This window comes from Vibrio genomosp. F10 str. 9ZD137 (assembly GCF_049974785.1).
Lineage (GTDB): Bacteria > Pseudomonadota > Gammaproteobacteria > Enterobacterales > Vibrionaceae > Vibrio.
Window position 1 is genome coordinate 1 of the sequence record NZ_JBNGCJ010000103.1, and the last position, 537, is coordinate 537.

Sequence of the window (537 nt, forward strand, 5' to 3'; positions counted from 1 at the left end):
ACCGCTCTTCCGATCTAGGTATTTTTTGGAGTCTTAGACATTTGAATTTCCTTTTCTATTACTTCGCAGACGGAGTGCTTTGTTGGGGCTTGTTCTCTGGGTAAATGTAGTCAAGCCAACCCCACTTGTCTTCTGTGGTGCCGTTAAATAAACCAAAGTAATCCGCTTGCAATACTTTAGTGATTGGGCCGCGTTTTCCTGTACCCACTTCAATTTTATCCACAGAGCGTACTGGAACAATTTCTGCTGCGGTTCCAGTCATGAACACTTCGTCAGCAAGGTAGAGTGCTTCACGAGCAATATTTTCTTCACGAACTTCGTAACCACGCTCGCGTGCTAGAGTGATGATTGTGTCACGTGTAATACCCGGCAAAATGGCACTGGTTGCTGGTGGTGTCGAAAGAACGCCATTGCGAATCACAAAGATGTTCTCACCTGCACCTTCAGATAGGTAGCCATCAACACTTAACGCAATGCCTTCATCGTAGCCATGACGACGCGCTTCTCCACCAACAAGCAGTAGATCGGAAGAGCGGT

The 537-nt window shown here is 46.7% G+C and carries 1 protein-coding gene; it reads right to left on the reverse strand.

All coding sequences use genetic code 11. The annotated features are described in order from the left end of the window. Positions 1-58: 58 nt before the first annotated feature. Positions 59-537: aminotransferase class IV (locus ACP45E_RS01310; protein ID WP_198927667.1), on the reverse strand; the 479-nt coding region annotated here is incomplete at its 5' end.